This window comes from Thiorhodovibrio litoralis (assembly GCF_033954455.1).
Classification (GTDB): domain Bacteria; phylum Pseudomonadota; class Gammaproteobacteria; order Chromatiales; family Chromatiaceae; genus Thiorhodovibrio; species Thiorhodovibrio litoralis.
This window is the reverse complement of the sequence record NZ_CP121473.1, coordinates 1,934,753-1,958,204: the sequence shown is the minus strand read 5'-3', so window position 1 is coordinate 1,958,204 and position 23,452 is coordinate 1,934,753. Positions and strand designations below refer to the sequence as shown.

23 protein-coding genes are annotated in these 23,452 nt (G+C 61.8%); 8 read left to right on the top strand and 15 right to left on the bottom strand.

The window, feature by feature from the left end; translation table 11 throughout:
• Positions 1 to 29 precede the first annotated feature (29 nt).
• Positions 30 to 2,708, bottom strand: a complete 2,679-nt coding sequence (locus tag Thiosp_RS08620) for a DNA phosphorothioation-associated putative methyltransferase (protein ID WP_201063209.1) — start codon at positions 2,706 to 2,708, stop codon at positions 30 to 32.
• Positions 2,709 to 2,823: 115 nt separating this feature from the next.
• Between Thiosp_RS08620 and Thiosp_RS08615 the strand changes: the two genes are divergently transcribed.
• The 7 genes from Thiosp_RS08615 (at position 2,824) to Thiosp_RS08585 (ending at position 9,142) form a co-directional block, all read left to right on the top strand.
• Positions 2,824 to 3,081: a type II toxin-antitoxin system Phd/YefM family antitoxin gene (locus Thiosp_RS08615; RefSeq protein WP_201063210.1), complete on the top strand. Its 258-nt coding sequence runs from the start codon at positions 2,824 to 2,826 to the stop codon at positions 3,079 to 3,081.
• 80 nt (positions 3,082 to 3,161) lie between these two features.
• On the top strand, positions 3,162 to 3,524 hold the full coding sequence (locus tag Thiosp_RS08610; protein ID WP_242518193.1) for a hypothetical protein: 363 nt from the start codon (positions 3,162 to 3,164) through the stop codon (positions 3,522 to 3,524).
• A gap of 194 nt (positions 3,525 to 3,718) precedes the next feature.
• The gene (locus Thiosp_RS08605; RefSeq protein WP_323696993.1) at positions 3,719 to 4,240 is read left to right on the top strand and encodes a class I SAM-dependent methyltransferase; all 522 of its coding nucleotides are present in this window, start codon (positions 3,719 to 3,721) and stop codon (positions 4,238 to 4,240) included.
• A 45-nt stretch (positions 4,241 to 4,285) separates the two neighbouring features.
• Complete coding sequence (locus Thiosp_RS08600) at positions 4,286 to 4,543, top strand: phospholipase D-like domain-containing protein (RefSeq protein ID WP_201063213.1); 258 nt, start codon at positions 4,286 to 4,288, stop codon at positions 4,541 to 4,543.
• Between the two features lie 214 nt (positions 4,544 to 4,757).
• The gene (locus tag Thiosp_RS08595) at positions 4,758 to 7,187 is read left to right on the top strand and encodes a DEAD/DEAH box helicase family protein (RefSeq protein ID WP_201063214.1); all 2,430 of its coding nucleotides are present in this window, start codon (positions 4,758 to 4,760) and stop codon (positions 7,185 to 7,187) included.
• Between the two features lie 49 nt (positions 7,188 to 7,236).
• The gene (locus Thiosp_RS08590; protein ID WP_201063215.1) at positions 7,237 to 7,449 is read left to right on the top strand and encodes a type II toxin-antitoxin system HicB family antitoxin; all 213 of its coding nucleotides are present in this window, start codon (positions 7,237 to 7,239) and stop codon (positions 7,447 to 7,449) included.
• 13 nt (positions 7,450 to 7,462) lie between these two features.
• Positions 7,463 to 9,142 carry an ATP-binding domain-containing protein gene (locus tag Thiosp_RS08585; RefSeq protein ID WP_323696992.1) on the top strand — a complete coding sequence of 560 codons (1,680 nt, stop codon included), beginning with the start codon at positions 7,463 to 7,465 and terminating at the stop codon, positions 9,140 to 9,142.
• 109 nt (positions 9,143 to 9,251) lie between these two features.
• On the opposite strand, the gene Thiosp_RS08580 is transcribed toward Thiosp_RS08585, so the two are convergent.
• The 3 genes from Thiosp_RS08580 to Thiosp_RS08570 form a co-directional block, all read right to left on the bottom strand.
• Positions 9,252 to 9,878, bottom strand: coding sequence for a lytic transglycosylase domain-containing protein (locus Thiosp_RS08580; protein ID WP_323696991.1), 627 nt, complete (start codon positions 9,876 to 9,878; stop codon positions 9,252 to 9,254).
• Between the two features lie 341 nt (positions 9,879 to 10,219).
• A complete protein-coding gene (locus tag Thiosp_RS08575; RefSeq protein ID WP_201067467.1) occupies positions 10,220 to 10,909 on the bottom strand; it encodes a Crp/Fnr family transcriptional regulator in 690 nt (229 codons plus the stop codon).
• Entirely contained in the window at positions 10,906 to 11,421 is a 516-nt protein-coding gene (locus tag Thiosp_RS08570) for a helix-turn-helix domain-containing protein (protein WP_201067465.1), read from the bottom strand. The genes Thiosp_RS08575 and Thiosp_RS08570 overlap by 4 nt, the downstream gene beginning before the upstream one ends.
• A 210-nt stretch (positions 11,422 to 11,631) precedes the next feature.
• Here Thiosp_RS08570 and Thiosp_RS08565 point away from each other — a divergent pair, with 210 nt between their 5' ends.
• Positions 11,632 to 12,372, top strand: coding sequence for a hypothetical protein (locus tag Thiosp_RS08565; RefSeq protein ID WP_201067463.1), 741 nt, complete (start codon positions 11,632 to 11,634; stop codon positions 12,370 to 12,372).
• Between the two features lie 23 nt (positions 12,373 to 12,395).
• On the opposite strand, the gene traN is transcribed toward Thiosp_RS08565, so the two are convergent.
• The 11 genes from traN to Thiosp_RS08510 form a co-directional block, all read right to left on the bottom strand.
• Positions 12,396 to 15,140, bottom strand: a complete 2,745-nt coding sequence (traN, locus tag Thiosp_RS08560; RefSeq protein WP_323696990.1) for a conjugal transfer mating pair stabilization protein TraN — start codon at positions 15,138 to 15,140, stop codon at positions 12,396 to 12,398.
• Positions 15,141 to 15,150: 10 nt separating this feature from the next.
• Positions 15,151 to 16,167, bottom strand: coding sequence for a TraU family protein (locus Thiosp_RS08555; protein ID WP_201062939.1), 1,017 nt, complete (start codon positions 16,165 to 16,167; stop codon positions 15,151 to 15,153).
• On the bottom strand, positions 16,164 to 17,369 hold the full coding sequence (locus Thiosp_RS08550; protein ID WP_323696989.1) for a TrbC family F-type conjugative pilus assembly protein: 1,206 nt from the start codon (positions 17,367 to 17,369) through the stop codon (positions 16,164 to 16,166). The genes Thiosp_RS08555 and Thiosp_RS08550 overlap by 4 nt, the downstream gene beginning before the upstream one ends.
• Before the next feature lie 52 nt (positions 17,370 to 17,421).
• Positions 17,422 to 17,979 (bottom strand): S26 family signal peptidase, encoded by a 558-nt coding sequence (locus Thiosp_RS08545; protein WP_201062937.1) that lies wholly within the window; start codon positions 17,977 to 17,979, stop codon positions 17,422 to 17,424.
• Entirely contained in the window at positions 17,976 to 18,284 is a 309-nt protein-coding gene (locus tag Thiosp_RS08540; RefSeq protein WP_201062936.1) for a hypothetical protein, read from the bottom strand. The genes Thiosp_RS08545 and Thiosp_RS08540 overlap by 4 nt, the downstream gene beginning before the upstream one ends.
• Complete coding sequence (gene traC, locus Thiosp_RS08535) at positions 18,277 to 20,679, bottom strand: type IV secretion system protein TraC (RefSeq protein ID WP_323696988.1); 2,403 nt, start codon at positions 20,677 to 20,679, stop codon at positions 18,277 to 18,279. Before traC ends, Thiosp_RS08540 begins: the two co-directional genes overlap by 8 nt.
• Positions 20,676 to 20,867, bottom strand: coding sequence for an RRXRR domain-containing protein (locus Thiosp_RS08530; RefSeq protein ID WP_201067102.1), 192 nt, complete (start codon positions 20,865 to 20,867; stop codon positions 20,676 to 20,678). The genes traC and Thiosp_RS08530 overlap by 4 nt, the downstream gene beginning before the upstream one ends.
• A 110-nt stretch (positions 20,868 to 20,977) precedes the next feature.
• Positions 20,978 to 21,334: a TraA family conjugative transfer protein gene (gene traA / locus Thiosp_RS08525; RefSeq protein ID WP_201067103.1), complete on the bottom strand. Its 357-nt coding sequence runs from the start codon at positions 21,332 to 21,334 to the stop codon at positions 20,978 to 20,980.
• 35 nt (positions 21,335 to 21,369) lie between these two features.
• Complete coding sequence (locus Thiosp_RS08520) at positions 21,370 to 21,852, bottom strand: TraV family lipoprotein (protein ID WP_201067104.1); 483 nt, start codon at positions 21,850 to 21,852, stop codon at positions 21,370 to 21,372.
• Positions 21,849 to 22,058 (bottom strand): conjugal transfer protein TraV, encoded by a 210-nt coding sequence (locus Thiosp_RS08515; protein WP_201067106.1) that lies wholly within the window; start codon positions 22,056 to 22,058, stop codon positions 21,849 to 21,851. Before Thiosp_RS08515 ends, Thiosp_RS08520 begins: the two co-directional genes overlap by 4 nt.
• Positions 22,055 to 22,777 (bottom strand): thioredoxin domain-containing protein, encoded by a 723-nt coding sequence (locus Thiosp_RS08510; RefSeq protein ID WP_201067107.1) that lies wholly within the window; start codon positions 22,775 to 22,777, stop codon positions 22,055 to 22,057. Before Thiosp_RS08510 ends, Thiosp_RS08515 begins: the two co-directional genes overlap by 4 nt.
• Between the last annotated feature and the right edge of the window lie 675 nt (positions 22,778 to 23,452).

Genomic DNA, 23,452 nt, shown 5'->3' with positions numbered 1-23,452 from the left:
AACAGTGCCCATGCGTGCCACAGCTCGCACTATGTCGACTGAACAAAGGCTTCTGAACTAACGACCTTCGGCACCAGTCGCCCGCTTGGGCCAGGCTGCATCAATACGATCTGGCGACTGTGCTCAGGGCCATGGCTGACATGCAGCGGTTTGTCCTTGCCATAGAAGTACAGCCGGTCGAAGGGCGTCTCGGTCACGATCCATTGCGCCACCTCGCGCATGTCTTCATCCTCGATGATGAAATCAACCGCCGCGCCTAGGCGCGGGCAGATGGGATTGCCAAGACGGTTGCGCTCATGCGCGGCATGCTGGTCGCGTTTTGGGTCAATGCGGCCGGGGATCTGTTTCGCCAGCTCGGGTGAACAGAAGCCATAGGTCAGGCGAATCATGCCGAACCAGTCAATGACCGGGTCAAGCACCTCCTCGGCCAGCTCCAGCAGCGCATTCCAGCTCTCCGGCTCCCTCGGCAGATTCACAATGCCGGTGGCCGCTTGGGTCTCGCCACATGCGATCAGGTCGCGGAAGCGCAGAAAGCGGCCGCAGGGATCATCCAGCGCCGGCGGTCTTTGGCTGCGCCGCAGGCTCAGGCCCTGGACCTCCCAGCGTTGCCGGGCCAATGTTTCGTCGACCACCTGGGGCGCGGGTCCATAGCCGGAGAGATCGAACAACCCGAGCGCGGCCAGTTGCTCGTCGAAGACAAGCTGTTGCGGGTAGTCTGGATGTTCCTCGTTGATATAGCGCAACTTCCAGAACAAATACGGAGGCGTGAAGGGCTCGACATAGTCGAAGGTGTCGATGTCCTGCTCGCGCAGCTTGATCTTGATGCGCTCGCACAAGCGCGGCAGCGCCTGACCGTCGAAGGCGTCGAAGACCAGCAGTGTCAGCTTGCCGGAGGGGATGTGAATCTTGATCAGATCGGCCTGCTCGACCTCGCCATAGAGAATGACGCCAGCGCCGACATAAACGCGCAGCAAGGGCGGTAGTTGATCCACCAAGCTGGCGTGCAGTTGCAGGGACTGGCCGGGCTCCAGCCAGCCGAGTCCATGCTCGGCGGCCTCCTGACAGGCGGCGGCGATGGCCTCAGGGTCGGCGATGGCGTGCAGGCGCTCCAGGCCGGCCTGCTGGGCGCTCAGGTAGTCGCCGAAGAAGGCTTTGATGTCGCGTTGCAGACCGGGTTCGAGATGCTTGTAGGGCCGGCGCCGCTCGAACTGGCGCAGGGCAAAGTAGACCTCGAGATCGGCCCGGCGCGCTTCGGCGGCCTGTTCGAGCAGCGCATCGATGTAGCCGTCGCCCTGCCCTTCGCCTAACTGCTCGCTCTGCTGATCACCCTGCTGATCACCCAACTGGTCGCGCTGATGTTGTTCGATAAAGCGCAGCGCCTTGCCGAGGGTGCCGAAGGCTTCGGTCAGCGGCAGTAATTCTGCGACCTCCTCCTTATGGGGTTGGCGCCCGAGAGTCAGCCACTGCGTCCACAGCCGCTCAAGCGCGTCGCGGTGCTCGGCATAGCGCTCAGCGCGACGATCGCGGCGCGTGGCGGCGGCTTCGCGCAGTCGCGGTGCCGAGGGCGCGCGCAGCCGGTTGCGCCGACCGCGACTGCGCTCAAGCATAAAGCGCTGCTCGGCGTCCTTGTCGCGAAAGACATAGAGCACCCCGGGCGCGACCGTGATGGGCTCTTCCTCCAGCGCGCTGGTGAGGAACTGGCGAATCTCAGCTGGCGTGAAGTATTTCTGGAAGGTGCCGCGCTGGGTCAGCAGGCCATCGCGAAAGCGCTCGCCGCCGCCGGCATGCTGGCGTTCGCCAATCATCACCGAAACCACCAGCAACCGCTCGGCCAAAGACCAGGCGCGGGTCAATGCCTCGATGCGCTCATCGAAATCTTCGATCACATTGATGACGAAGCCGAGATTGACGATATCGGCCGAGGCAATGGGCTGATCGGGCGCGTAATAAGGGTCCCAGCCTTCGGCGGAAATGCCGTTTTCCTGCAAGCCGCGCAAGTCATCACCGCGTCCGCAGCCATAATCGAACAGCCGCTGGCTGCCGTCGAGAAAGCCATGCCGGGCAAGGCTCTGAATCGGCGCCGAGAAGCCATAGCGGACCATGGCGGTGCGCTGGCGGGCGGCTGCCCAGTGATCGTGCAACTGGCCGCCGAACTGAATCTTATCGCCGCCCTGCCCCGGCTCATCGGGCGCATCGGCCTCGCCTTCGACATTGCCCAGCGGCACCAGTTGGTGACCCTCGACGCGATAGCCGCGCTCGCGAACCAGCGCCAGCCACTGGCGCTGATAGCCGATGCGGGTGGTGTCGTCGAACAGCCCGATGGATTCAGCCGCAGCGGTGAGTGCGGCGTATTCCTCCCGACGCGGATGCTCGGGCGGCAGCAACAGCTCCTTGCGATGCAGGATCGGCGGGTTTAGCGAGTCGGAGTATGTGCGGTAGCCGACTTGACCGGTGTCGAGATTGACGCGCCAACTGGCCTGCAAGGCGGGGAAAGGGGCGTCGTAGAAATCCGCATAGGCAAGCAGCGCGATGTCTCCGTCCTGACCGAATCGCACCACATTGAAGGATTTTTCCGGCTCCAGGCCGGCAAGGGCGGACGCTTGCAAAACAACCCACTGCCGTTCCACATCGAGTTCCGGCAGGGCATTCAAGTGGACATAGGTGCCGTGGCCGACAATTTTTCCAGGCTTGGCCTTCTTCGCCGTCATGGACTGGTTTCCGCCTTCGTCCCGGTGAAAATTCTCAGGTAGTTCAACCTAGCCAAATTCAGCTATTCTGCAAGGTATGTATCTTACAAATCACGGCAAATTACGGAGCCTGTCCATGCGTATGATCTCCTCGGCCGATTTTCAGCGCCATTTTGGGCGTTACCAAGATGAAGCTATCAAAGCACCGCTTGCGATCACCCGCAATGGTCGCGAACGCCTTGTCTTGCTCTCTGTCGAGGAATACCAGCGAATGAAACGACGGAGCCGGCAAGTGATGGGCATTGAGGACTTCACTCCGGCCGATTTGGATGCCATCTTGCAGGCGGAGCCTCCACCGGAAGCAGCGGCCTTTGACCATGAATGCTCCACTTAACGCCAATGCCACTACCCCTCCCAACTCCTGGCCTTGTAATCCGCTACGCTTACCTGTGGCGAGAAGAACACCAAAGAGGCATGGAAGAAGGTCGCAAGGACCGCCCCTGCGCCGTGATCTTGGTCACAACCGATGCCAAGGACGGAAAAATCGTCACCGTTCTCCCCGTCACGCATTCTCCACCAGCTGATCCCTCGCTCGCCGTCGAGATTCCACCAGAGACCAAGCGACGATTAGGCTTGGATGATGAGCGTTCATGGATTTTGCTGACCGAAGCGAATCGTTTTGCTTGGCCGGGGCCAGATCTGCGGCCTGTTGCTCCCGGAAATCCTGAGAGTGTCGCCTATGGTGTACTCCCACGAAAACTCTTTATCGAGGTCATCGCAAAATTCCGTGATCTGGTGGCAGAGCGCCAGGCCCGGCTCGTTAGTCGGACAGAATGATGGATTTACTGTCAAGAAAAACTTCACACGCGTTAAAAATCACCGCTCGACAGGAACTTAAAAATCGTTGGAACAAGCCGAGCCTCTCGCAACTTGCTTGTTGATCCGAGGTAGAATCTCGCCGCATGGAACACACTCGCGTTTACTACGACTTGCATGCTCAAACATTCGCAGAGGAGACATTACAGGTCGATATGTCTCCCTTGTACGAGCATTTCTTGCCGTTGATCCCCGTCTCAGGCCGCATCCTCGATGCCGGCTGCGGCTCCGGACGGGATGCTCGCGCCTTCCGCGAGTTCGGCTTCACGGTTCAGGCATTCGATGCCTCGCACGTCATGGCGAACATCGCCTCGCAGCATTTGCAAGCCCAAGTCGAAGTATTGCGTTTTCAAGATATTGATTGGTTCGAATGCTTCGATGGCATCTGGGCTTGCGCCAGTCTGCTGCATGTGCCCCTCGACCAGCTCGCCGATGCACTCGCACGCCTGTCAAGAGCGCTCAAAAAGGACGGCGTGCTGTATGCCTCATTCAAATACGGTCGTGGCGAGCGCGAGCACAATGGGCGGCGCTTTACTGACCTTGATGAGTCCGGTCTCGCCGAACTCATTGCGCTTGCAGGGCAACTGAGCATCGTAGAAACCTGGATAACGGGTGACCTGCGGCCCGGCCGCGAAGCAGAGCGCTGGCTTAACGCGCTTCTCCGCAAATCCCCCTAACCCATGGGTCTCTACCTGACGACAGGCGGGGCTCACGATCCATTCTTGCCGCGACTGCTCGATGCCATTCGCCGCGCAAGCGAGATCGATCTCGCCGTCTCTTTCATCAAAAGCAGCGGGCTCGCCTTGCTCTATCCCACGCTGGTCGACGCGGTCGAGGGACGCTCCGCGCGTCTGCGCGTGTTGACCAGCGACTATCTCGACATAACCGATCCACCCGCACTGCGACGTTTGATGTTGCTCGCGGAGCGCGGCGCCAAAGTTCATTTATTCGAGTCCGCCGGACAAAGCTTCCATCTCTAAGGCTTATATCTGCGTACGCTGCGAATCAGGCGAGACACTTTGGGGCAGTGCCTTCATAGGTTCCAGCAATATTAGTCGTAGCGCTCTGACCGACGGGCTTGAATGGAACATTCGCGTCGACAGGCCAAGTAGTCCAGACGATCGCGCTGCAGCACGCTTCAACGAAATCTGTACGGAATTCAAGACCCTTCTTGAGCACCCGCATGTCCGCCCTTTGAATCACGACTGGATCGATACCTATGAGCAACGCCGGCGCGTTGTCCAGCAGCTCCCAATCCTGCCCGGCGATGAGCCCGAGGAACTGCCGCCGCAACCGAGCAGCATCCAATCAGCGGCACTTGAGGCTCTACTCAACACCCGCGCCGTTGGCTACAAGCGCGGATTAGTCGTCATGGCCACTGGCCTTGGAAAGACTTATCTCGCCGCCTTCGATACCGAGCAAATGGCAGCGAAGCGCGTCCTCTTCGTCGCTCATCGCGAAGAGATTTTGCTCCAAGCCGAGGAAAGCTTTCAGCGGGTGCGGCCAAACACCCGAGTCGGGCGCTACACGGGCAGCCAGAAAGACAAGGATGTCGACCTGCTTTTCGCCTCAGTACAAACCCTCGGCCAAAAACGCCATTTGGGACGTTTCTTGCCGAACTATTTCGATTACGTTGTGGTCGACGAATTTCACCATGCCGCTGCTGCAACCTACAGAAGGCTGCTCGCGTATTTCAGGCCGCGCTTTCTGCTTGGACTCACAGCCACACCCGAGCGCACCGACCAATCCGACATTCTCAGTCTTTGCGATGACAACCTAGCTTACAGTTGCTATCTGTCCGATGGAATCGAGTTGGGTCTCCTTTGCCCATTTCGCTACTACGGCATCTACGATGAGACCGTTGACTACGATGAGATACCTTGGCGCAACGGCCGTTTCGATCCTAAATCACTCTCAAATAAGCTCGCAACCATCGGGCGCGCTCGCCATGCTTTGCACCATTGGCGAGACAAGGCACAAACACGCACGCTCGCCTTCTGCGTATCACGCCGCCATGCCGACTTCATGGCGGAGCGGTTCCAGGCCGAAGGCATTCGCGCCGCTGCTGTTTACCAAGGATCGACTCTCGATCGAACCGAGGCTCTTGAGCAACTAGACACCGGTGATTTGCAGGTCATCTTCTCGGTGGATCTATTCAATGAAGGTGTCGACTTGCCAAGTATCGACACTGTACTGATGCTGCGCCCCACCGAATCGAAGGTGCTTTTCCTCCAGCAGCTTGGGCGCGGTCTACGCCGCTATTCCGACAAAAAGCAATTAGTCGTGCTTGACTTCATCGGCAATCACAGAGGTTTTTTGAACAAACCGCAGGCGCTCTTCGATGTCGGCAGCAGCTATCAGGAGCTGGCAAACTTTGGACGCCGCGCACGAGACGGCAAGCTCAAGCTTCCACCTGGTTGTTTCGCCAACTACGACCTTGCAATTATCGACTTCTTGGTCCGCCTGCAAGGTCAGGGACCTGCCACCGACTATCGGGCGCTCAAGGACTCACTCAGCCGGCGACCAACACTGTCTGAACTCTATCGGAGCGGCAGCAACCTCCCGGATCTCCGACGTCAGCACGGACAATGGTGGAACCTGGTCCGCGACCAGGAAGATCTAACCCCAAACGAAGTCAACTGTCTCGAACGGCACGGCACTTTTTTACGTGAAGTCGAGACATCAAACATGACCAAGTGCTTCAAAGCGGTTCTGCTCGAATCCCTGCTAGATAACGATGGCTTCCGCCACCCGCCAAGAGTTGAAGAACTTGCGGCTCAAGCACTGGAGGTCTTTCAGCGCCGACGCCGCTTTATTGCAGACATCCGTCAAGATCTACAACAGATCGACCGGGTCGAGACCGGGAAATGGCTCAGTTACTGGCGAGGCAACCCCATTACTGCATGGACCGGCGGCAACAAGAAGAAGACCACTGAGAAATGGTTCGAACTCAGCGACGGCCGCTTCCAACCGACCTTTAGCGTGGGAGAGGACGAGATGGAAACCTTTCGGGAAATGGTCCAGGAACTCGTCGACTACCGGCTGGCCGCCTACGAACCCCGGCTGACCAAGACCGAAACAGGTGACTCAATAGAGCAGCCGGCAAAACACAGCGCTAACATCCTGCCTTTCCGTCAGCCAAGGCAACCCTCCGATGGCGGCGTCGCAGTACCTTACTTCCCCGATCTGCGAATCGCCTGCGGTCATTTCCGAGACGGCCGGACAGATGTCGAAGCCACCTGCCAAATCACTGAGCATCAGGGCAAACTCGATCCATCACGGCATTTTGTCGCCCGCGCAGTTGGAGACTCTATGAATGGCGGCAAGCAACCCATTCGCGACGGTGATTACCTCCTGCTTGAGCTGATCGACTCAATGAAGGCGGGATCCATTACAGGCAGTTTGATTGTAATCGAACGTCAGGACACCAGCGGGGACGATCAGTATCTACTGCGCTTGGTTATAAAAGATAAGGAAGGACGCTATCGTCTTCGCGCTGCAAATCCAGCCTACCCAGACCTGGAAGTAAAGGAAGAACTTAAGACATTGGCGCGAATGCGGAAAGTATTGAACGCGGAAGCAATCGAGATTACGGACTCAACAACGACAACACAAAACTGGTAGGTGAAACAGGTTCGCAACCTCATTTTAAACCATGGATTGTAAATGCACTATGAGCGCGAAATACGAAATCATCATTTACTGGAGTCAGAAAGACAACGCCTATCTCGCGGAGATTCCGGAACTTCCTGGAGCCATGGCTGATGGTAAGAATTACCTCGACGCCGTCCGAAATGCCGAGATCGTGATTCAAGAATGGATTGCAACCGCAAAAGAACTCGGGCGCCCGGTTCCTGAACCTCGCGGCAGGCTCATGTACGCCTGACGATGCCCAGCCCATGGCCACCATCATCCCCTCCGACCTGACCCGCCTCGCCCTGAGCGGCGCCCATGAGCCGGAGATCACCACCCTCGCCGACCTGCGCGATCGCCTGCCGGCGGCCTACACGGTGTTTCATGGGGTGCACTGGACTCGCCAGTACAAGGGCCACACGGTCTATGGCGAGATCGACTTCGTGGTGCTCAACCGCGCCGGGCAGGTGCTGTGCATCGAGCAGAAGAACGGTCCGCTGGAAGAAGCCGATGGCCAGCTGATCAAGCACTATGGCGACAGCCACAAGAATGTCGGGGAGCAGATTCAGCGCTCGCTCGACAGCATCCGCGATAAGTTCACCTATCAGCTCGGCAAGCAGCAACGCCTTGAGCTTGAGTACCTGATCTACTGTCCGGACCATGCGCTGCGCCAGCTCAATGCGGCGGGATTGGATGCCGAGCGCATAGTCGATGCCTCCCAGCGCGAGCATCTCGCCGAGCGCATTCAGGCCATTCTGCCGCCGGGACCGGCGAGCCAGGATGCGCGGGCGCAGCAGGTGGCGGGATTCTTCCGCCAGACCTTCGAGGTGGTAGCGGATGTGCATGCCTATATCGGCGCGCAGGAGAAGCGCTATACCCGCTTATCCCACGGCCTGCTCGATGTGCTGGCCAATATCCGCATGCGCCAGCTGCGATTGCATGTGCTGGCCACCGCCGGCAATGGCAAGACGTTGGTGGCGCGGCATTTCTTCGATGACTGTCTGGAACGCGGGCAGCGGCCGCTGTTGCTGTGCTTCAACCGCCCGCTGGCGGAGCGGCTGAAGCATCTGGTCGGGCGCGGCGGGATGGTGGAGACCTGGTATGGCTTCTGCGATCAGTTTCTGCGCGCGCGCGGCGCGCCGCTCAATTTCCATGACATGCGCACTAATCCGGCCTTCTGGACAGCAGCGGCCAAGCATGTGGAGGAACAGGCGCTGACGCAGGAGCCGGCGGATGACTGGCGCTTCGATACCCTGATTGTCGATGAAGCGCAGGATTTCGAGGGCGAATGGTTCGAGGCGGTGCGGCTGTTTCTGCGCGAGGAGGCGGCCATGCTGTGGCTGGAGGACCCGAACCAGAATGTCCGCTCGACCACGCCCATGGCGTTGCAGGAGCAGGACTTTGTCGGTTACCAGTCGCTGCTGAATTACCGTTCGCCAGAGAGCATCGCGCGCTTTATCCGCGAGGCGCTGCCGGAGTTCAGCTTCACCGGCGCGAATGATCTGCCGGGGCTGGGGGTGCAGGTGACGCCCTATCAGGAGTCAAGTGAGCAGCCGAAGCTGGTCGGCCGCCTAGTCGGGCAGCGGCTAAAGCAGCGTTTTCAGCCGCAGGATATTGCGATTCTCTCCTGCCGGGGTGTCGGCAGCACGGCGCTGAAGGACTGCGCGCGGGTCGGGAATCACACACTCAGGCGCTTTACCAATACCTACGATCTACTCGGTAATCAGATCTACTCTGACGGGCAGATTTTGTTCGATACCGTGCGGCGGTTCAAAGGCCAGCAGGCGGCGGCGGTGATTCTGGTCGATGTCGATCCGCGCGAGACCGATCTTCAGCGCGAGTTGCAGGTGCTGTTCTGCGGGCTGACCCGCGCGACCGTGCATCTGGATGTGGTCTGCGCGGAGAGCAATCCGGTGGTGCAGGAGCGGATTTTGCCGCTGGCTTGAACCGTGCATCGACAACATCCAGCCGGTGCTTTGGTCTGAGGACGGCACCAGCTTGGTGGATGATGGAGCGGATGATCCGGTGGCAATGCCGATTCTGGTTCGTCACCTCTCAACCGAAATACCCCATCACCTTTCTGACATACTCCCGCGTCTCCCGATACGGCGGAATCTTGTTGCCATACTTCGCCACCGCGCCCTCTCCGGCGTTGTAGGCGGCCAGCACCAGCGGGATTGCTCCGGAGAAACGGTCAAGCAGGAACCGCAGATACGCCACGCCACCACCGATGTTCTGCTCCGGGTCCCAGATGTCCCGCACACCGAAGCGCCGGGCCGTGGCTGGCATCAGCTGCATTAAGCCGCAGGCACCGGCCGGAGACTTGGCGTTTGGCCGATAGGCGGACTCGGCTTGGATGACAGCATGGACCAGGTTGGGGTCGACCCTGTGCCGTTTGGCCTCGGAGAGAATGATCGCAACATAGCGATCCCGGCGGGTCTTCATCGACCCTGAGATCGGTTTCAGCAAAGCGACGGCGCTGATCCGACGAATCTGCGGAACTGGACGTTTGGCGGTTTCTTGCGGATTGCCCGGTGAAGGCTTGGCCACCTTGGTTTGTTGCTGCCAGGTCCGACGCAGCTCCCATTGGTTGAGCGAGCGCTCGAATCCCAGCTCTTGCAGCGGGTGTTCCATCCCGGAAACGGGACTGATCAACAACACGGCCAGGGAAACAGCCGCCATGGCTTGGCGACCGAGAGGTGCCCTACTCCCGGACAATGGCGCTGGTATTCGCCAGTTCTCCGGTTGGGATTGCGGCTCAAATACTGGGTTCACGGCTGATGTCTGCTCGCAGTTTTGACAAGGCCCCGACCCTACCAGGGCCTTGCCAAGCAAGCAGCCGGCAATGACGCGCATTTTGAGCATCTTTCCCGACGGGTAAGGTGCGTCGATGACCGAGCAGAACTGATGGACACGCCGCTCAGCGACCAACCGGACATCCGGCCCATGGATGCCGAGACAAGTTGGCCGGCCGCCGACCCGGTTCTCATTGAACCAGACCGGCAGCGCAGCCAGCCGATGCGTCAAGCCGCCTCCCCGCGTCCTTGATGCCCGAGTAGCAGGATTCTGCGGCCTTCGAGACGCACCCGACCGTCGGCGACCAAGCGCGCCAATCCCCGGCTGACGGTCACCCGGGCGCAGCCGACACGCAGGGCGAGCATTTCGCGCCGAGCCTTGACCAGCGTGCCCTCCGGATGCGACATGGCCGACGACCAGGCGGCGGCCTCGTGCAGCGCGTCGAGCAGTCGTTCCTCGGTCGGCGCCGCGTGCGCACGATGATGACGCTCGGCAAGATAGAGCCAGCAGCGCGCATAGGAGTGGAGCATTTCATCGCGCAATGGCTGATTGAGATCGATCAACTCCTCGGCTAAGAGCGTTCGCAAGTGCTCGACCTCGATCGTCAATACCCGCGTCAGGCGATTGGCCTGGTAATAGAGAGTTCGCGGCGGCTCGTCAAATAGCCAATTATTGCCGCCGAACCCATGTCCCGGATCGACCGCATGCATGCTCAAGCCGTTTCGGTCCTCGCCAGCCCGCCAAGTGAGCTGCAACTGCCCCATGTGCACGAAGCCAATGCAGCGGCGGGTGATCGTGGGATCAAGCAAGTCGCTGGCCATCAACTCGGTCACCTGGCAATAGGGTTTGAGCCGGCGCTGCACTTGGCTCAGGCGCGCGGGCGTCGGATGCAAGGTGGTAATGCTTGCTTTGCTCATGCGGCTAGTCTCTCGGGTTGTTGTGTCATCAAAACGACCGATGTCCCCTGACGGCGAGCATCCGTGGTCAGTTGAATCAACCCTTCCCGCGCCAGCCCCTCAATGGCTGCGCGCAGGGTGCCGATGGTGAACCCGGTCAAGTCTTCAAGCTGCTGCATGGTCGCCTCCCCCGAGACCCCATCGATCAGCGCCAGCAACAGCAGCTTCTCCTTGGGCGGGCGTCGCGACAACCACACCCACTGCCGCCAACTGTCCTGGCTGACGCCATCCAAGAGGGTGCGTAACCCCTGACTGCCGATCTCCAGGACCGCCGCCAGTTGGGCCAGCACCGCCGGCTCCAGGACGGAATCGCCGTTCTCGATCCGCGACATGGTCGATTGCGGCAAACCAACCCGCTCACCCAATTCCCGTTGGGTCAACCCCATGGCCTGGCGTGCACGCCGAATCAAGCGGGCAGGTGCGTTGGCCATCAGCACCGGCGCCGGGTTATGACAAGGAACAACTCGATTCATGGTACTTACCCCTTTTTGGCAACAAATACACGGTATTGTAGTGAGGATTGAATCGTGGATCAATTCCGTGTTTTTCATGTTCCGCAGTGGGCTTTCGTATCCATTGACTTGACGCAACGAAATCACGCGGGAAAAGACGATCTTTCAGTGCTGTCACCGTCCAGAATCCTGGCTAGCCTGTGCTTTTGGCACCAGCCCGGAGGTTTCTAGATGGCCCAGATCTCTCAGTCAAACAAACACGCGTTCTCCAAACCGGTTCTCGATCAAACCGTCACCATTCACAGCCAGAACGCGCAGTATGTTTTGCAGCGCGGACGCTCCTTTGTTCTGGTGGTGCGGGCGCTCTATGCCATCTCGGTGGTGCTGCGCATTATTGGCGACGATGACGACATGGACCAGATTGAGGCCCTGGTCTCCGAGCGCATCGGGGCGGTCTCGCAGCGGCTGACCGACGAGCAGGCGCGGCTGAAGCAGCTTGCCGGTGGCGAAGGCGGCGTGCCCGTCCCCCGCTACACCAACCCGCGCGAAGTGACCCTGCAGCTGTCCTCCCCGGCGCTGGCGCAATATCTGCGGTTGATTGTGCGTCTGGATCAGACGCTCATGCTGCTCGATGGGCTGTGGTTCGCGGGGCTGATCTCGAACAAGCAGCGCAAGGATGCAACCCATGACCTGCGCCGGCTGGTCTATGGACTGGGGCGCGAGCTGATCGATCTGGAACGCCGGGCGCGGGACTCGGCGGTGCGGCGCGGACAGGCGGATGCGCTTGAAGAAGCCGATGGCGATGCGAACGGCGCAAATTTGGTCTCAGGGTCCTTGGTGGACGTCGATGATGACGCCAAGGAGGCGGCTGCCAGGGACGGTAACGGTGACGGCGATGCCGACAGCACCAGCGCTGACGCTGCATCAGCGTCCGCCAGCGACGACGCCACGCACATCACCGGCGACGACTGACCTCCGGAGCTTTCCCACAGCACTCAGGGCAGGTCCGCTTGGATCTGCTCGCGCAAGGTTCCGGCGGCATCATGAACGATGTCACCGCCATCGAGACCTTGCGCACGTGACACACTGCGCTCGGCCGCATCGGCCCGCGCGCCGGCGTTCAACTCCGAGCCGGTGCCGGTCAGCGTTTCAATATCCAAATTCGCCGCCGTTGGGTACTGCCCGGACTCGGCAAGAATCGCCAACCATTCGGACAGATCGATCCGCTCCCAGTCGAGGCTTTCCAGCTCTTGCAGGCTGAGCCCCGAGCAATCCGGGCTTTTGGCGCTACCCCAGCCATGGCCGGTCTGCGCCCGTGCTTGCTGGTTGATGATGCGCGCCAGCGGGCTGTTGAAGCAGCAGTAGCTCTTGCGCTTCTCGATGCACAGGCCCAGAAAATCCGTCTTGCAGTAGCTGCCGACATAATGACAGGAACGCAGTTCGCGCTTGGCGCCCAGCTCGAACTCATCCTGCTCGCATTTCCAGATGATCCGTATCAGGATCATCACGATGGTATAGATCAGGTAAGCGGTCATGATCCAACTCAGCGCCGTTCCAACCAGCCCGCCGAGTTGCAACTGCCCCGCCTGGACGGTGCCGCCGACAACCGCCGGCCCTCCGCTGCTGGTGACGAACAGCGCATTGGCGGCGGCATCGCCAAAGATGTTCGCCACCCACTGCACGGTCTGGCGCATCACGGCTTGCTTGGCGGCATCCAGGGACAAGCGCGCCGCGCCCTCGCTGGCCGAGGCGGCGGTGTTGCCCATCAGGTTGTTGGCCGCGGAGGTGAAGGCATCGGTGACCGCATCCCAGCTATCCACCAGCGGATCGCGCAGCACCTCCCAACTGCCGCGCAGGGTCGTGCCGGATTCCGAGGCCATGATGGCAGCATCCACCTTGGTGACCATAAACATCAGCTGGATGTAATCCACCAGCGAGATGCCCTGCGGCGTCTCGCAGCAATCCACCACCCCGCCGACCGCTTGTTTGCATTCGGCCGCTTCGCCCGCGAACACCTCGCACTGGCCGGGTGCTGTGCAGTTGGAATCGAGCAGCACGAACTCTGCGGCCTGCAGCGCGGCGGCGGCTTCGGCGAAGTCGTCGGATTGCTCATAGGTCAGGTCCAGGCAATCATCGCCGAGACAGCGCACCGGGCCGGCGCAGGCCATCTCGGTCTGGCGGGCGATGGCCGGAATCTCGGTGTCGGTACCGCAGTCGTAGCGGGACTCGGTGACATAGCACAGCCCATGCGAATCACGGGCGCCTTCGACGCAGACGGATTCGAGAAACTGGCAGTTGGGATCATCGGCCAGGGTGCCGCAGTCATCGGCGATGTCACCGGGGTTGAAGGGACAATGCGTCTCGCCCTGGGGATCGGTCCAGCAGGACATGGGGCCGCTGTTAAACCCGGCGCACTCGGCCTCAATGGCGATCTCGCGGCAGAAGGGGTTGAGCCAGGGGACCGGATTGGAACCAAAGTCGGAAGAACACAGGCGCACGCCCATGGCGCTATAGCAGCCATTGGCATCCAGCGGCGGTGCGCCTGAGCAGGCGGCGGTGCCGGTGCAGAATCCATCCGGGCGGATGGTCTCGGCCAGGTGAATGCAGGACGGCACGGCGTCCCAGCCCTGGTCGGTCAGCGGACGGGGTGTCAGATTGATCCGCACGCGGATCTGGACCGGTCCTTCGGCGACGAACCACTGACTGGCGTCGGTCTGGACGCGCGCGGCGTTGGTGACCCGGAAGTGACCGCCGCTGCGCAGAGCTGTAGTCAGGTTTCGGTCCGACAGCGCTTGTCGGGTGATAGCGTCGCCGAGCGTCCGGCTGCTGTCGGCATCATGATAGCCGGGGAAGGTCACTTCCCAGGACTGCTCCCTGGCGGTGAGGGTGCAATCCGCGCCGCAGATGGCGCCGAAATCCGCGTCCCCGGCGGTGAGCGACACGCCAATGCGCTCGACGCGCCCGGGGTCCGTGATCGCGAAATCAAAGGTCCGTGGCGATGGAAAACCGCAGGTGGCACAGGAGGCCGCCGGATCGGTGCCCGCGACATCGAAGACCACCTCCAGACAGCCATTGCCACAGGAATTCAGCGCGGTCTCCCCGGAGACGGACACGCTTGTTTCCGCCGGCGGCAGCGTATAGGCATGCCGGATGCTGCAAGACCCACCCTGCTGCACCTGCTGACAGGTCTCGATCTCGGGGAGATGGACCGTGCGCGTGCTGGTGGCAAACCGCGATTCAACGGCGCAGTCGGTGAAGGTCTCGGTCATGCCAGCCATGTCGGAGAGCAATGTGTCGCTTTGGGACCAGAGTGCATCCTGACGCAGATCGATGTCCGAGACGCCGAAACTTCCATGCAGGCTATCAAAGGCCGATCCATGGGCGGAATCGGTCTGCAGCAGGTCGGCTTGGACCGCTTGCCCTTGGGCGCCGAGCCCAGCCGCGTTGCCATAGAAGGCGCTGAAATCGGCCGCTGATCCAGCAGAAGCGCCGGGGAACAGGCCTTCGATGGCGAGCGCATCATGACCTGGCAAAGCCAGCGCGCCCCCATGGAGTTCGGGCACCACAAAGCCAGCGCTTTGCGCGGACCCAAACGCCTGTCCCTCGCGCCCCAGATCAGCCAGTTCATCACCCCAGACCAAGGCCCAGGGCGTCCAGGCCACGGCCAGACTGACAACGGACGCCAGCAGGCGATAGGCTGGCGAGCGCGGGTGGGCTTGTTGCGATGAATGGGATTTCAATCGATCAGACTCAGAAGGTCGCACAGCAGTCCTGCCAACGCCAGAGGATGTAGAGATGATCCTCACCCGGACCGGGATAGGTGCGATGAATGCCCCAGCGGAAGGGGCTCTCGCCAATCACATGACTGCCGTTGGCTTCCGGCAGCGGGTAGAACATGGAGAACTTGTATTGGCTCTTCGGCAGGAAGGGCGCGATAGGCGCCTTGCACAGCGCTCCGTCGCCCATGGTGCGTCGGGCAAATCCCCGCCGATGCAGCGCGGCCATGGTGCGGGTCGCCGACAGCGAGGTGGCACGGGGCCGGGAGCCCAGCGTCGGCTGTGCACCGGCAAAGGGATAGAGCAAGCCCCAGGTGCCGGCGCACCAGAACAGCTCATCGAGCGGGGTGCCGGCAGTGGCGGAGACGCCATCGGCCAGGCAGGCGGCCAGCGCCGGCGGCGAGGTCAGCCAGGCCGCTTCGGGATGGGTGAAGAACGCCAGTTCGGAGTTGTTCCAGGTCGGGTCCAGCTCAGAGAAATGCAGGATATCCAGCTCGCTAAAGCCATCCGGGTTGCAGCGGTCGTCGTAGAGCAGATCGAGCATCACCAGCAACGGGAAGGCATAGACATGGACGTTGTAGAAGGCCGTGTCGCTGCTGTCCTCCTCGCTGTTTCCACCGCTGCCGAGCAATCGCACATCGCCGAATGGCAGCCGGATGCCACCCAGGGAGGGCGCGCAGGTGGGATTGCGCACCATCTCGATAATGCGCGCCGGTTCCCACATGCCGATGGTAAACCCCGGCTTGGGGACGCCGAGCGGATCGGGACAGATGCAGACCACTTGATCGGTCGCCCCAGCGGGAATGTCGCCGCCACCGATCGGCACCCCGGCGATGCGCACCGGGAACAGGCACGACCAACAGACATCGGTGATGAGCTTCTCGCTCAGCAACTCGGCATCCGGGCAGGTGGCGTCTTCGGCTTGGGTTGGAGCGGAGACGCTGATTAGCAGCGCAAGGCCAGCGAGAAGATACAGGGAGGAGCGGTTCATTCCATCTCGCTCCTGGCGATATCCGGTTCGACCTGCCCCACCATCGCCACCTCGCGCACCCGAAACCGACGCCCGACCGCCTCGACGATGGCGGGAACCCTGTCCAGGGAGAAGCGTTCGCGCATCTCCGGGGTCAGCAGATAAACCCGACGCTCGAGCTGCTCCATCACCCGGGTCAGCTCCTTCCAGCCGCCTTTTCGGTGGGCTCCAGTCAGCAGGAATGTTGTGGGTTTGTCCGAGGCTTCGCTGGCCAGGGAGTGCGCGAAGGCGACTTGGCGGCTATCGGATGCATCGAAGATGACCAGGCGCTGGGTAAAGGGAACCATGTCCAGCGGATTGACCGACTCACCAGCACGGACCAGCAGCGTACCATCGGGGAGATGCACATCCGCCCCCGCCGTGACGGTCGGATCGATCCAGCGCTCGCGATCTTCGCCTGCCGTGGGCAGGGGCTCGAACGGCAGCCGGTCGAAGGCCCTGGCCACCGCCCGTTCGCCCAGGGCTTTGAAGTCCAGGCGCGCCAGGCGTTGGTGGATCAGCTCGAGGATGTCCCGCTCGGCGATTTCCCGAATGGGGCCGCGCACGCCGAGATCACCGGTCTTGCCTTCGTCCAGGGCGGAACCCAACCAGGTCGTGCTGGCCAGGCCAGACACGCGCGCTAGTTCCTGGCCATCGGGTCCGGTCGCGACCAGGGTCGGGACAGATTCGATGTCATGCTCCCGAAAGGGCGTTGGATCGAGCAGGACTGTCGGCGGCGGGTCGATGTCCTGCAACAGCGGCTTCAGGCTCGCCATGAAATCCAGCAGGGACTCGTCCTCTCCGATCCCGCGAAACAGGATTTGCGTCTCCGGTTGACCTGAGGCGAACAGGAACAGGTCTCGCAGTTGCGCATCGCCCAGGGAGCGGGAGGCGAACAGGGTGAAGGTGAGTGTTCCGGTGATGCTGCCGGGCATCTCCGGCAGGCTGCCACAACTCCCCTCCCCCACAAATTGACCAGCGCCTTTGGCAATCGCTTCCGCTTCGATGGCATAGGCGGCTGACTGCTCGTTCGCACCCTGCAGCCATGCTGGCAGTCGCTTGCCATCGACTTGTGACAAAATCTCGGAGGCCCGCGAATGGATGGCTTGCAGTTCCGCGTCGATTCCCGGCGAGGACGCCTGCTGGATTGATGCCTGCCCGATGCTAGCGGCCAGCACTGTCACAACTAGGACGCTGACCCGTCCCAGCTGTCTATTTGTTACCGGCTGCGTCATCTCAGAACAGCGCATACGCCCTCCCGATGACCTGGTTCTCCGGCAGCAAGCGCCAGTAACGCGAGTCGAAGCTGTCGCGCGTGGCGCCCATGACCCAGAGAAAACCCTCTGGGATCGCCAGTTGATCAATCAGAAAATCCGCAACGGACAATCCCAGCGCCTTGGCCAGCGCCGGATCGCTCTGCGGCTGCATGACGCCATTGATGGACGTCCCCTCTGCCGTGACCGACACCTGGTCACCCGGAATCCCGGCAACCCGCTTGATGATCGTCTGCTCGCGACGGAAATACGGCGCCATCACCTCGGTCGCCGCGAAGGCACGGAGCTGATCGCGCTTGATGGACTGCCGGTCAAAGGTATCGATCAAATACCAACGATACGGCGGCAGACATTGACTGACCTGATCGTCGATGCCGACGCGATAGCGCGCGCAGCCATAGCCAATGAGAATCAGCACGGCAGTCAGCACCAGCAGGGCTTTCATGGCAAAGCGGTCCCAGGGCTCCCGGCTGGGCTTGGGCTTGGGATGGGACTTGGATTCGAGCACCGACCCAATCATGGCTGACCCTCCGTCGGGTGGAGGTAAAGCTCTTCTGGCGCGGCCAGAACCGCCTGATCATCCAGAACCAGAAAGCCATGCTCCGCCAGGCGTTCGGCCAGCGTCCGAATTTCTGACCCATCCTGTCCGCCGCGCAGCCAGTCGGCGACGGACAGCACGACGACAGGGTTCGCTTGATTGTCCGGCTCGGCCATCATGCGGTTAGCGACCAAGGCGCCAACCAGTCCGCCCAACGCGCCGGCCAGCACCGGAATGGCCATGCTGGCACCCGATAAGCTTGTTCGTTTCGCTCGCATCTCAGCCATGCCCACGCTCCCACAGCAGCCGACGGATGGCTCCGACCACATCCAGTCCCTGCTGTCTCAAGCTCTCCAAGGCCGCCACATCCTGCGGCGCGGTGCTGTAAAGCAGCCGCCGGAACGGATCGACCACCAGCCGGCCAATGCCGCCGCCCATGGTCGTTAGGCAGAAGATTTCCGAGTAGGCGCCGGGGACGGTATGCACCGTCTTGAGCAACTCGGCCGCTTCGATGGGAATTGGCAGGCGTTTTTCCTGGGCCAGCTGGTCAATGCTCTGCGACGGCTGGGCCAGCAAAAAGGTATTGGCGCTGTTCTCGGCAATGGCCCGTCCGACCGGGTTGGCATAGAGGTCCGCCAGTGACTGGGTGACCGTCACCGCCGCGCCGCCGTATTTGCGGAAGCGCCGGTAGCCCGATTCGATAAAGCGCCCGACATCGCCCTGGGTGAGCAAGTCCCAGGCCTCGTCGATCACCACCAACTTCTGCTGGCCGCGCTCGCCGAGGTACATGGCCTGCTGGATCTGGTAGATCAGCTGGAGCAGAACCACCTGCTGCAAGTGTCTCCGGCTTTTCAGCTCCTCCAGCTCCAGCACCACCAGGGGCGCGGTGAAGCGGATGCTGTTCGTGCCATTGAAGAAGCGCCCATACTCCCCCTGGCTGGTGAAGGCATAGAGCTGGCGGCCAACGTCCTGCACTCGCGGGTCGTCTTCCTGCAGCAAGGCCTCAGCAATGGCATCCACCGTCATCTTCGGACCCAGGGCATCCCAGACCTGCTTGAGCACCCGTTTCAGCCCGGCGGTACGATAGTCTCCCAAGGGCTCGGTCGGTGCGGCCATGGCGGTGATGATCGCCAGCACCACATCGGCTTCTTCCTCCCAGCGCTGCACTAGCTCGAAGGGATTGATGCAGATGTCTGATGCGGCATTGAAGGCGATGAACTGTCCGCCCAGCGCCTCGCAGAGTTTCTGATAACTGCGCCCGACATCGACAATCCAGCAGCGCGCCCCGGCGCTGAGGGAAGAGGCAATCAGCTCATTGGTGAAAAAGCTCTTCCCTGCTCCGGAACTGGCCGCCACCACCGCGTTGTAGTTGCTGGTGGAATCAAACAGCGACAGCCCCATCAGCTGTCCGCTGCGCGAGAGCAGATTGACGACGGGAGTTGGCGTGCCTTTCCAGTCACCAAAGACCGGCAACAGAGTCACCGCATGGCGTGCCGCCAGGGTGCGGTAGCGCATCATGTCGCGGATCGCCCGGCGGTCCATGCCAAAGGGCAAGGCCTGCAGGAATAAGGGCAGCACGAAGTAGCGATCGCGCATCAGCTGAAAGCCAAGCTCGCGCCAATAGGTAATCGCATTGGAAGCGACCGCCGCCGCCTCGGCCGGAGAGGAAAACAGCACCAGGCTCAGATAACACTGCACCGGGCGGTCGCCCTGGTCCAGGGCGGCAAAGAGCGCATCGAACCCCTGCTTGCGCGAGACCAGCTCGGGCATGAACTTCGCCAGCGGGCCATAGGCGGTATTGGTCGCCCACTGGCGCTGGCCTTTCATGCGCGCGCGCAGGCGTTCCTGGTCGGGGAAATACAGATTCAGCGTGACCAGGGCGTTGTGGCGAATGCCCCGGGTGCCGGATAAGGGATCACCCAGATAGCGCGCCGCCAGGCCGAAGTGGACCTGGTCCGGGTAGCGCTTACAGGAGAGCACCTGCACGCGAGTCTCCCCGAGAGTCAGTCCATCGGCGTCGACCTCCAGGGCATGGTCGTAATCGAGCAACTGTTCGCGCAGAATCCGCGTCGGGTCGCACTCCGGGGCGATGCGATGGCGCCAGGAGGCGTCCTCGCCCCAGTTGAGCAGTGTTCCCAGTAGCCGGACATAGTCCTCGGCGGTCAGCGGCCGCGGGCGCAGCCCGGCGGTGCTCAGCATCTGCTCGGTCTCGGCGCGATGCTCGTTGGTATGGGCGATCTCGGCCGCGTTGGGCAGCATGGCGGCGATGGGCACTTTCACCCCGACGAAGACGCGCAGATCGCGCACCCGCACCTCGGTGCCGGGGATAATGGGCTCGCTCACGCCCGTGCGCAAAAACTGCGCGCGCTCCTGGGTGGCTTCGCGCAGGACGCCAGGGTCCAGATCCAGGCGCAGCCCGAGCATGACAGCCAAGGAGTGGTCGATGTCCGGGGTGGACCAGAGGGCGACCTGCATTTGGGTGCCGGCGGGCCAGTCCTGGTTGAGCAGTACCGAGAGACGCTCGGCATAAGAGGCATCCGCACCGGCCAGCGGGGTACAGAGAAATCCGTACCCCAGGGTCTGGTCGTCGTGCTGGAATAGAAAACAATCGGGGGCGAAGGCAAGCGGGCTGAATAGATTCGCCGCACGCTCGCCCTGAAACTGACGGGCGGGATGGGTCATGGCTGGTCGGGGGCCTCTTGCTGGGGCTTATAGGTCAATTGAATCCGCGGCGGCTCCGCGCTCAGCAGCCAGGCGCGGCCGCAGGTGATCAGCTGACGAGCGCGGGCGGGTTTGCAGGGAGCCAGAAAGCGGCCATCGGCATCGAGGACGGCCACGGCGGACGGCTGGGATTTAGAACGTCGTCGCATGGATGGGTGAGCCTGAGTGGAATGGGCTTGAAGATCCTTAAGAGGCGGTTTCCCGCCCAGGCTCGGCACGCCTTGGTCCTAACAAGGGCCGGTCAGTCAGCAAGCGTTGCTCAGACGATGGGCAGGGTGGCGGAGACCACGGCATCGACGATGTCGGGAGCCATGAACAGGCCAAGACCGGCCGAAATGCCGATGGCGAAGGACATGATCGATTGGCGCGCGACACCGGCGATCAGCCCGACGATGATGAAGGCCACCGCGATGATCCGGCCGAGCAGACCGGTCATCCAGCCGATCAGCATGTCGTAGGTGGCCTGGAACTCGGTGCCGCCGGAGCCGGCCAGCGCGGTGTCCGGTAACAAGAGCACCAGCAGCGGGGTACCGATCAGGGCGGCGTGCAGCAGTGGGCTTGAAGACAGGGGTTGGGTGGCGATTTCAAGATGGGGTTGGGTTGGTACCGTGGTCATACGTGACTCCTTCTTCGGTTGGGTTGGGGGTTGGCTCAGGGTTTGCGCGAGGGTTCGGGACTCGAAACCTGGCGCGGTTCGATCTGCAGGGGTGTCAGGACGGTTCCTGTCGCTGTCTCGGTGGCCGAGGCCAACTGCCAGCGGCGCGGCACCACTTCGGTGAAGACGTGGCTGGCGCCATGCAGGTTGCCGGCGCTGTCCTCCCAGGGGGCGATCCAGATCCGCAGGACTTGCGCCGGGGCGCGGCTGGGGGTTGGGTTGGATTCGGCGGCGGCGATTCGCGCGGGTGCCTGGTCAGCGGTCTTCAGTGCTTTGGATGGCTTATCCTTCGCTGCGAGCCCGGGCGCGCGCTGCGAATCGGCGGTGATTGAGCCGGTGTCGAGCACCACGCCTTGCCCTGCGACGATGACCGGTGCAGAAGCGTCGGAAGGACGCGGCGATGCGGTCATGCAGCCGGACAGGGCGGCGGCGGACACTAAAGCCAGAGCGAGGTGGCGAGGTTGACGGGCGCGGATCATTGGGTGTTCTCCTGTTGCAAGCGGCGCTCGGCCGGTGGTGGGCCATCGCCGTCGGTCAGGGCGTAGATTTCGGCGGTGGACAGACACAAGGGTCGGCTCGGCAGGCCCTCGCAGGCGTAGCGCTCGGCGCCGAGGCCACCGGCACAGCCGGTCAGCGCGAGGGTCGGAACGAGCAAGAGGACCAAAGCAGGGGTACGGATGCTCATGGCTGTTCTCCTGCCAGCCAGGCGCTGAGGTTCTCGGGGAGTCCGCGATGGATGCGCCCGTCCGGTGCAATCAGTGTCGGGACGGAGTCGATGCCCAACAGCCGCGCGGTGATCAGCGCCCGGACCAGGGGTTGGGTGTCGCAGCCGGACGCGGGTCGGGGTAGCTCGAACCATGTTTGATCCAGCAGCGCGGATTGGGCGGCTTGCGGAGATGGCGCGCAGAGCAGGCGGCGCGCGGCCTGGGCCGAGTCAGCACCGCCGAGCGGCAGCGGGATGACATGGGCGGGAGTCTCGGTCTGCGCGAGACGCTCTAGCAGTTCCTGGCAGGCCGCGCACAGTGGATCGATGAAGACCCAGATGGGCTTGGTGTCAGCCTGCTGGTCGCCGAGGTTAATGGCGCCCAGATCCTTTGGGTTGAGCCCGAGTCGATCCAAATCGACCCGGCTGGCCAGTGCCTGCGCCTGGCGGACCGAGGTCAGTTGTTCGCCATGCCACAGGTCCCAGGCATCGCCGGTAAAGGCATAGCGGCCGTTGCCGCTGAGAAAGGCGACCCGGTCCTGCAGTTGCAGCATCTGCACACCGCTGCCGGGCAACTGGATCGACGCCTCCAGCGGAGCTGAGAGATCGGCAAGATCAGGCGGAAGAGGAACGGTTGCGTTCGCCGCTGGTCCGCTGAGGGCCAGCAGGAAAGGGAGACTCGAACGAAGAAATTGGCGCATCGGAAACCTGCATCAATCGGGTTGCTGTGGGGACACAGCTTGCCCGGATGCAGGCGCCTGAAGCGACAGTGAAATCTCGGTGAAATCGGGGTGATTCTGGGTTGCTGATGCGATAAGCGAGTGAGACGTGTCCGGACAGTCATTTGTCGTCTCTGACAACGTATTCCGTTAACATGGCCGGCATAAGGGGTCGGACTTGATGCCGAGTCACCCGCACCTTTTTACCCTTGCCGCTAGCCAGAATGTCCCGCGCTGACACACCAGGATTCTCACGCTGCATTTGCAACCAAGGTCATTGTCGCGTGAGCCGTTCGGTTGCTCTGATGTCAGCAGTCGGCCAAGAGCAGACGCCAGAGTTTTTTTTAGCGTTACCGCAGCACTCGCTAGCCGCAATTGTCCTGGCTTATACCAAACCGCTCGTCCTTTTGCTGAAGTCGACCAATTATGAGACTACTTTGTGAGACAACTAAGTGCTTGATGTTCGCCCCCCCACCCCCCGCTAGGCTTGACGTATGTGGCTCAAAAAGGAACGGTTTTGAGACACTCTTCACGTAAGAGGGTAAGTTCTCATTGGCCGAGTGTTTTTCCAGGCTTGTTTCGGCACGACGGTTCCTGTCCACGAAGCTGACTAGGTCGCATTAGCCTCCAACACGCCACCGGCCTTGATCTAACCCC